Consider the following 8300-nt stretch of genomic DNA (forward strand, 5'->3'; position numbering starts at 1 on the left):
CGAAACCTCGAAGATAAGCGCAAAAAGCGCAGTTTACAGGACTTAAGCCACTATCTCGCAAAAAGCCGCTGCTAAACCAGGGCAATCGGGTGAATGGGCTTGCGGCTTGCTTGAACGTTGATTTCTGATTGGGTGCATTCTTCGGACTTTTCTTGACCGAGAGGCTTCATGTCCGATCCCACCCATGCCAGCGTTGCTTTGAACGCTCAGGCGCGCATTGAATCGGCTGCGCTCCTGACCCACTTTGATGCTTTGGTCGATCCGCGCCAGCCGGGCAAGGTCATTTACCCCCTGAATGAAGTGCTGCTGCCCGTGTTTACTGGCGACGTTGGCCGGAGCCGAGACCTTCGTATTGCGCTGTTCGGGATAAAAAAGCGCGAATGGCTGCGCCGTTTGATGTCGCTTGGCTGCAGAAACGTCACGACTGGCCGGCTAGCTGGAGCGTTCACCCGATTGCCCTGATTCTAGCGGCAGTTTTTGCGTCAATTGCACCAGTTGTGCGAGCGAGCGCACTTGCAATTTGCGCATGGCGTGGCCGCGGCGCACTTTGACGGTGATCTCGCTCACCCCCAATTGTCCGGCGATTTGTTTGTTCATCAGACCTTGCACGACCAGGTGCACGACGGCGCGTTCGCCTGCGGTGAGCGTCATCCAGCGGGCTTGCAGCACGCGGATTTCGGCGCGGCTTGCGCGGCTCGCGCGGTCGCGTTCGATGCCATGCAAGATGGCATCGAGCAAGTCCTGGTCACGAAAGGGTTTTTCCAGAAATTCGATGGCTCCCGCTTTCATGGCTTGTGCGCACATGGCGACGTCGCCGTGGCCGGTGATGAAAATGACGGGCAAGTCCAGTTCCAAATCTTGCATTTGCCGTTGAAATTCCAGACCGCTTTGGCTCGGCATGCGCACGTCCAACACCAGGCAGCCGGGTGCATCTGCGCGCGGGTGCGCCAAAAATTCTCGCGTCGAGGCAAAAGTGTGAGCATGCACGTCTACGGAGGCGAGCAGGTCGGCGAGTGCCGCGCGTACCGAGTGATCGTCGTCAATGACATAGGCGACACCTGCGCCGGGATCAAAGGCTGGGGTCTTCATGGCTTGCTGCGTGCGATGGGGACGCTGAACTGAAAGCTTGCGCCGCCCGCGGGCGCGGACTGCGCCCAGAGTTGGCCGCCGTTGGCCTCGATCAAGGTGCGGCTGATGCTCAAACCTACGCCCATGCCTGCGGATTCGGGCTGTTCCGATCCGGCCTTGGTGGTGTAAAAGGGGGTGAAGAGGTGTGCCAGCATGTCGGGCGGGATGCCAGAGCCGGTATCGCTGACTGCGACGACGAGCTGATCGTCATGATCGGTGCAGACCACGCGTAGATGTCGTGTCGGGGTCGAGGTCATGGCGTCGATGGCGTTGGTGAGAAGGTTGATGGCGACTTGTTGCACCTGGATGCGGTCGGCGTAGGCATCGGGCAGCCCGGGCGCGAATTGGATGTCCGTGCGAATGCGGTGGCGCGCCAGGGCGCTGCCCAAGAGCGCAATCACTTCGTTCACGGCGTAGGACAGGTCGAAGGCGCGCGGGCGCGGGGCCTCCCCTCGGGCAAGGCTGCGCATGCGTGCGATGATCTGGCTTGCGCGTTCGGCGTCGCTGCGGATGCGCGCGAGCGCGTCGCGGGCGCGACCTAGGTCAGGCGGTTCGCGCGTTAACCAACGTTGACAGGCGTCGCCGCTGGTGACGATGGCGGCGAGCGGCTGGTTGACTTCGTGTGCCAGTGCTGCGCTCAACCCCGACAGACTGTGGGCGCGCGCGAGGCGGGTCAGTTGCGTTTGGGCGGCGTGCGCGGCGCTGCGCGCCGCGTCAAGGCGTAGTACCAGCCAAGCGCTCATGCTGATGGCGCTGATGCTGATCAGTAGATTCACGAGACCGGAGCGCCAATCGCCGCTCGTACTCAGAAAAAAACTCAGCAAAGTCAAGCAGCAGCAGCAGACGGCGAGGGCAATAAGCGTCGGGCGCGCCAGGGTGCGCGCGGCGGTCAGGATGACGATGGCGTAAAACACCGCAATGGCAATTTCCAGGCTGGTGATGGTATCGACAAGAAAAATCCCCGCCATCACGCTCGCCGTCAGCACCCAGTTCCAGGTCGATTGTGCGCGGATGTTTGTACTTTGGTTCGTGGTCATGCTTTAGATATCGTCGCGGGCGTTCCAGAATGCTTGGCGCGCGCCCTCCAGGGCTTTTCGCGCGCTGCATTACAGCATGCTATCGATAATCTACTGTATCTGCCTGTTATTGAGTTAGAAAAAATCTATACATTGGTATATCCGCCATGCTGCGATGGATAGGCGCAACACACGAAAGTTGGCTGGTCAAGGCTGGCGGCTGGCGTCATCATTTCGCTGGCAACACCACCCTTGCCCGCCCTTCGGGTTCCTCTGCTGCAAGCGGGAGAGGGGAAAAGGTGGTGCGATTGTCGATCACTCCGCATACAAGGAAGAGATGTCATGGATCCCGAACCGAGTCCTGAGGGCGTGCGCGTGTTGGCGCGCGCCCGGAATTCAAACCCATTTCATTAACCGTCCCCAAGCACCGGGCACCATCCTGCGCGCGGCTTCTTGGGGCTGACTAACCAAGGAGCCAGAGATGGTAGATCACAGCCGCGACGTAGTGCAGTTCGGTGGCAACGCGCCGATTGGGGGCGGTCCGGACTTGAGCTTTCGCACCTCGACCTTTATGCGCTTATTTGGCACGCGCGCATTTTGGTTGAGCATTTTGACGGTGTTTGGCATCGTCACCAGCACCTTTGTGGCAGCACAAGAAGAGATGTTGTCCGAAATCATCATTTTGGCGGCCTTCATTGCCCCCATTATTGATGCGGGCGGCAACACCGGCAGCCAGTCGGCTACGTTGATTATCCGTTCGATGGCGCTGGGCGAGGTCAACCTGCGCTGGCGCGATCTATGGTTTGTCGTGCGCCGCGAGCTGTCTGTGGTCTTGGCGCTGGGCACGGTCATCGGGGCGCTGGAAATCGTGCTGGCGTTTTTCAGTAAGGGCGTGGGCGGTACGGTACTGTTGGTCGTCGGCCTGTCGATGGGGTTGTGCATGATCTTGGGCGGACTGATTGGCGCTTTGTTGCCGTTCGCGGCCAAGCGTATTGGCGCCGACCCGGCAACCTTAAGCGCACCACTGGTTACCTCAATCATGGATTTGCTGGGCGTGCTGGTCTATTTTGGCTTGGCGTATGCTTTGCTGGGAAGGCATCTGTCGATCTGACAAGCGATCTATGCCGCACTGCGCTTAGGCGCGGTGCGGCTGGCGAAGAGCCCGAGACCTTCGTAGACATTGCGCTGTTCGGGGTAAAAAAGCGCGAATTGCTGCGCCGTTTTCTGCCCTTTTCCAAAGGCACGACCGCGCACGACCATCTGGGCGATTTGCTTGCCACACTGGATGCTGAGTGCTTCCAGCGCTGCTTTGCCGCCTGGGTAGCGTCGTTTACGGGGCTGTCCGAAGAGGTGATCGCCATTGACGGCAAGACCTCCCGTCGTGCCAAGCAAGGCGGCAAGACGCTTTTGCACACCGTATCCGCCTTTTGCGCACGGCAACGGCTGGTGCTGGGGCAAACCAAGGTGATGAAATCACGGCCATTGCGAAGCTCTTGACGATGCTGGCGTTGGAAGGGGCGATCCTTACCCTGGATGCGATGGGCTGTCAGCGCGAAATGGCCCAGGCCATCCTGAACCGACAGGCCGACTCTGTGCTGGCGTTCAAGGGCAATCGACGTGGAACTGTTCGCACAGATGCACAAGATCCAAGACTTTACCGATACCAAAGGCACACAGCATCGTGAGATGGAGGGCAATCATGGACGCATCGAAACCCGTACCACCACGGTGTTCCATGATGTCGCCTGGCTGCAGAAACGTCACCACTGGCCGGGACTCAAGAGCCTGGTGATGGTCGAAACTGTGCGGGAAATCGGTGAGCGCATCGAGCGCGAAACCCGTTACTACGTCCGTTCATTGCGTATACCGGCCCAGCAGATGGGGGCTGCGCAGTCACCGGGCCGTGGAGAACAGCCTGCACTGGGTGCTGGACAGGGTGTTTCGAGACGACGAGTGCCGGGTACGCACCGCCCACGCGCCCGCCAACTTCACCACCATCAAACACATGGCACTGAATCTGCTACGGCGCACCAAGGACAAGCTCTCGATACGCGCGGGGCGCAAGGCCGCTGCATGGGACGATGATTTCCTCGCAGGGTTGTTGGTCGGCTAGCTGGGAGCGTTCACCCGATTGCCCTGCTGCTAAACTAGCCGTCCGTTTTATTTGAGAAAAGTCCAATGCCCAAAGTCGGCATGCAGCCCATCCGCCGTCAGCAGCTTATTCAGGCGACTTTAGAAGCAGTAGACCAAGTGGGCCTAAACGATGCCAGCATTGCGCTGATTGCCCGAATTGCCGGGGTTTCCGGCGGCATTATCAGCCACTACTTCAAGGACAAAAACGGCCTGCTGGAAGCGACCATGCGCCACTTAATGATGGCGCTGGGGGACGCGGTCAGCCGCCGCCGCGCCGCACAGCCGGATAACAGCCCACGCTCAAGGCTGCGCGCAGTGATTGAAGGCAACTTTGATGCCAGTCAAATCAATACACCGGCAACCAAAACCTGGCTTGCCTTTTGGGCGAGCAGCATGCACCACCCACAACTGCGCCGCTTGCAGCGGGTTAATAAGCACCGTTTGTACTCCAATCTCTGCCATGAGTTTCGCCTTGTGCTCGATAGTTCCACCGCCCGCTCCGCAGCACTTGGCCTCGCCGCGCTGATTGACGGGCTGTGGCTGCGCAGCGTGCTGTCTGGCGAATCCTTTGATGCCCCGCAAGCCATGCAGGTCGCCTTTGACTATATCGACCAACAATTATCCAAAACCGACTCGTGATTTTTATTGATTGATCATTCAATAAAAATAAAATAGACTGCCTGCCACAGACGTTTTCCGTCGGCTCCTACAACAAAACCATCCGCAAAGGAAGCAAGCATGAACCTTATCCAATCCTTTTGGCGCAAAGCCGTACCCCTGGTTCCCGTTTTAAACCTGACCACGGCACAAAAGGCCGCTCGCGATGAGGTCGCCGCCTATCCCGAGCGGGTCAATCAATGGCTTGCCGAGTAACCGTCCATGCCCCGTTTTGAGCTACAGACTTCCTGGATTGACGGGCGCTACTGTGCGCCCAATCCCCAAGCAACACGTTTTGAGACCATCAATCCGGCCAATGGTGAAGTATTGGCCGAGGTGCAAAGTGCCACACGCGAAGACCTGGAACAGGCTGTTGCCAGCGCCGAACAGGCGCAGCAACAATGGAGCGCATTAAATGCCAGCGAACGTGCGCGTATTTTGCTAAAAGCGGTATACATCTTACGCGAACGCAACGATGAACTCGCCCTGCTGGAAACCTTGGATAGCGGCAAGCCCTTATCGGAAACGCGCACGGTAGACATCACCACCGGCGCGGACGTACTCGAATACTACGGCGGATTGATTGCCGCTATTCAGGGCGAACACATCCCGCTGCGCCAGAGCAGTTTTGTCTATACCTGCCGCGAACCGTTCGGCCTGGTTGCCGGGATTGGCGCGTGGAACTATCCCATCCAAATTGCCTTGTGGAAGTCCGCCCCGGCCTTGGCGGCAGGCAATGCCATGCTATTTAAACCCAGCGAAGTCACCCCGCTAACGGCGCTGAAACTGGCCGAAATTTACCAACAAGCGGGCGTGCCGGATGGCCTGTTTAGCGTGCTGCAAGGCGGTGCAGAAGTGGGGCAGTGGCTAGCCGAACATCCGGCCATTGGCAAACTCTCCTTTACCGGTTCGGTCAAAACCGGCAAACAGGTTATGGCAACAGCGGCATTATCTTCACTTAAAGAAGTGACCATGGAATTAGGCGGTAAATCGCCGTTAATTATTTGCAAAGATGCCGATTTAAACCGCGCCGCTGATATTGCCATGATGGCGAATTTTTTCAGCTCCGGACAGGTTTGTACCAATGGCACAAGGGTATTTATTGAGCATTCGCTAAAAAACAAATTTGAAGATTTAATTATCGAACGGGTCAAGCGTATTCGCCTGGGCGACCCGCAAAACCCAAATACTAACTTCGGTCCATTGGTCAGTTTTGCCCATCGGGATAAAGTACAAAGCTATATTCAAAGCGGCCTGGATGAAGGTGCTCGCTTATTGATTGGCGGAAAGCGCGCAACTCAAGGGAACTTAAGCAAAGGCGCTTATTTACAGCCGACGGTATTTACCGATTGTAGCGATACTATGCAAATCGTGCGTGAAGAAATCTTCGGTCCGGTGATGAGCATTTTAAGCTATACCGATGAGGCTGAAGTGATCAGCCGCGCCAATACTAGCGATTATGGTTTAGCCGCTGGCGTAGTCAGCGGTGATTTAGCACGCGCCCATCGTTTAATTGGCAAACTACAGGCCGGCATCTGCTGGATTAACACTTGGGGTGAGTCATCAGAAAAAATGCCGGTCGGCGGCTATAAACAATCCGGTATTGGCCGTGAAAATGGTTTGCTGGGGCTTGCCCAATACAGCCGGATTAAATCGGTACAAGTAGAATTAGACCAGTTTACTTCGGTTTTTTAACCGCAGGAGAAACCAAGTGGCAATTGCTGAATACGATTATATTATTATCGGCGCCGGTTCTGCCGGTAATGTATTGGCCGCGCGATTAAGCGAAGACGCAGAAACTTCCGTATTATTATTGGAAGCCGGCGGGCCGGATTATCGCCTGGATTTTCGCACGCAAATGCCTGCCGCACTGGCTTATCCCTTACAAGGCCGTCGTTATAACTGGGCCTATGAAACCGAAGCCGAGCCGCATATGAATAACCGCCGTATGCAATGCGGCCGTGGTAAAGGTTTGGGCGGCTCTTCTTTAATTAACGGCATGTGTTATATCCGCGGTAATGCGCTGGATTTTGACCATTGGGCAAAACAGCCAGGACTTGGAAATTGGGATTATCTACATTGCCTGCCCTATTTCCGTAAAGCCGAAAGCCGCGATAGTGGCGCTAATGCATATCACGGCGCGGATGGGCCGGTTTGTGTTTGCACGCCAAAATCCGGCAATAACCCGCTTTATCAAGCGATGATAGAAGCGGGCGTACAGGCCGGTTTCCCTAAAACCGAGGATTTAAACGGCTATCAGCAAGAAGGTTTTGGCCCAATGGAAAGAACCGTAACCGCGCACGGCAGACGTTCCAGTACGGCACGTGGTTATTTAAATAAAACAGTGCGTGCGCGTAATAATCTAACCATAATTACCCACGCACTAACCGAGCGGATTTTATTTAGTGAAAAACGTGCTATTGGCGTCAGTTACTTGCACGGCAATAATAATCAAAACATAACTGTCAATGCGCGACGTGAAGTATTACTTTGTGCTGGAGCGATTGCTTCGCCACAAATCCTGCAACGTTCTGGTGTAGCTTCAGCGAAAGTTTTGCGCGAGTTCGATATTCCGCTTGTGCAAGATTTGCCGGGCGTGGGCGAAAATTTGCAAGACCATCTGGAAATGTATCTGCAATACGCTTGCACCCAGCCTATTTCACTGTATCCGGCGCTGAAGTGGTGGAATCAACCGGCTATTGGTGCAAAGTGGCTATTGGCAGGTTCCGGTATTGGTGCGAGTAATCAATTTGAGGCGGGCGGTTTTATTCGCACGCGGGAAGCCTTTAAATGGCCGAATATTCAGTTTCACTTTCTGCCCATTGCCATTAACTACAACGGCACCGGCGCGATTAACGAACACAGTTTTCAGGCGCATGTCGGCTCAATGCGCTCGCCCAGCCGTGGGCGCGTGCGGCTTAAATCCACCGACCCGCGCGAGCATCCGAGCATTTTGTTTAACTACATGGGTCACGAGCAAGATTGGCAAGAGTTCCGTGATGCTATCCGCATTACCCGCGAAATCATCGCACAAGCGCCGTTAGATCCGTATCGAGGCCGCGAAATCAGCCCCGGCGTGGATTGCCAAACAGACGCAGAATTAGATGCTTTTGTCCGTGCGCACGCCGAAACCGCATTTCATCCGTCTTGCACCTGCAAAATGGGCGAAGACGATATGAGCGTGGTGGACGGCAACGGGTGCGTGCACGGGCTAGAGGGGCTACGGGTGATTGATGCCTCCATCATGCCGCAGATTATTAGCGGCAACCTCAACGCCACCACCATTATGCTGGCGGAGAAACTCGCTGATGTGATTCGAGGCCGCCCGCCATTGGCAGCCGCCAATGTGCCGTATTTTGTGGCGGG

General features: G+C 56.2%; 10 protein-coding genes. 8 read left to right on the plus strand and 2 right to left on the minus strand.

Going from position 1 to position 8300, the window contains the following annotated elements; translation table 11 throughout:
• Positions 1-168: 168 nt before the first annotated feature.
• Positions 169-462 (plus strand): DDE transposase family protein, encoded by a 294-nt coding sequence (locus tag AXE65_RS05245; RefSeq protein WP_068389083.1) that lies wholly within the window; start codon positions 169-171, stop codon positions 460-462.
• On the opposite strand, the gene AXE65_RS05250 is transcribed toward AXE65_RS05245, so the two are convergent.
• On the minus strand, positions 433-1089 hold the full coding sequence (locus tag AXE65_RS05250) for a response regulator transcription factor (protein ID WP_068389084.1): 657 nt from the start codon (positions 1087-1089) through the stop codon (positions 433-435). The two genes, AXE65_RS05245 and AXE65_RS05250, sit on opposite strands and share 30 nt — an antisense overlap.
• Positions 1086-2165, minus strand: a complete 1080-nt coding sequence (locus tag AXE65_RS05255) for a sensor histidine kinase (protein WP_068389085.1) — start codon at positions 2163-2165, stop codon at positions 1086-1088. The genes AXE65_RS05250 and AXE65_RS05255 overlap by 4 nt, the downstream gene beginning before the upstream one ends.
• 460 nt (positions 2166-2625) lie before the next feature.
• Here AXE65_RS05255 and AXE65_RS05260 point away from each other — a divergent pair, with 460 nt between their 5' ends.
• The 7 genes from AXE65_RS05260 to betA form a co-directional block, all read left to right on the plus strand.
• Complete coding sequence (locus AXE65_RS05260; protein ID WP_079214054.1) at positions 2626-3255, plus strand: magnesium transporter; 630 nt, start codon at positions 2626-2628, stop codon at positions 3253-3255.
• Entirely contained in the window at positions 3252-3641 is a 390-nt protein-coding gene (locus tag AXE65_RS13970; RefSeq protein WP_275574859.1) for an ISAs1 family transposase, read from the plus strand. The genes AXE65_RS05260 and AXE65_RS13970 overlap by 4 nt, the downstream gene beginning before the upstream one ends.
• A gap of 439 nt (positions 3642-4080) precedes the next feature.
• A complete protein-coding gene (locus AXE65_RS13810; protein ID WP_160330596.1) occupies positions 4081-4257 on the plus strand; it encodes a hypothetical protein in 177 nt (58 codons plus the stop codon).
• A 65-nt stretch (positions 4258-4322) separates the two neighbouring features.
• A complete protein-coding gene (gene betI / locus AXE65_RS05270) occupies positions 4323-4916 on the plus strand; it encodes a transcriptional regulator BetI (protein WP_068389086.1) in 594 nt (197 codons plus the stop codon).
• A gap of 99 nt (positions 4917-5015) precedes the next feature.
• On the plus strand, positions 5016-5150 hold the full coding sequence (locus AXE65_RS14280; protein WP_275574858.1) for a hypothetical protein: 135 nt from the start codon (positions 5016-5018) through the stop codon (positions 5148-5150).
• Positions 5151-5156: 6 nt separating this feature from the next.
• Complete coding sequence (betB, locus tag AXE65_RS05275) at positions 5157-6629, plus strand: betaine-aldehyde dehydrogenase (protein ID WP_068389089.1); 1473 nt, start codon at positions 5157-5159, stop codon at positions 6627-6629.
• 22 nt (positions 6630-6651) lie between these two features.
• Positions 6652-8300: choline dehydrogenase (gene betA, locus AXE65_RS05280; protein ID WP_068389095.1), on the plus strand; the 1649-nt coding region annotated here is incomplete at its 3' end.

The organism is Ventosimonas gracilis, from assembly GCF_001580025.1.
Taxonomy (GTDB): Bacteria; Pseudomonadota; Gammaproteobacteria; order Pseudomonadales; family Pseudomonadaceae; genus Ventosimonas; species Ventosimonas gracilis.

What these genes read in the sequence shown, in the direction of transcription:
- betB (WP_068389089.1), top strand. Translation starts at nt 5,157, where the DNA reads ATGCCCCGTTTTGAGCTACAGACTTCCTGGATTGACGGGCGCTACTGT.
- AXE65_RS05245 (WP_068389083.1), top strand. Translation starts at nt 169, where the DNA reads ATGTCCGATCCCACCCATGCCAGCGTTGCTTTGAACGCTCAGGCGCGC.
- AXE65_RS14280 (WP_275574858.1), top strand. Translation starts at nt 5,016, where the DNA reads ATGAACCTTATCCAATCCTTTTGGCGCAAAGCCGTACCCCTGGTTCCC.
- betI (WP_068389086.1), top strand. Translation starts at nt 4,323, where the DNA reads ATGCCCAAAGTCGGCATGCAGCCCATCCGCCGTCAGCAGCTTATTCAG.
- AXE65_RS05250 (WP_068389084.1), bottom strand. Translation starts at nt 1,089, where the DNA reads ATGAAGACCCCAGCCTTTGATCCCGGCGCAGGTGTCGCCTATGTCATT.
- AXE65_RS05255 (WP_068389085.1), bottom strand. Translation starts at nt 2,165, where the DNA reads ATGACCACGAACCAAAGTACAAACATCCGCGCACAATCGACCTGGAAC.
- AXE65_RS05260 (WP_079214054.1), top strand. Translation starts at nt 2,626, where the DNA reads ATGGTAGATCACAGCCGCGACGTAGTGCAGTTCGGTGGCAACGCGCCG.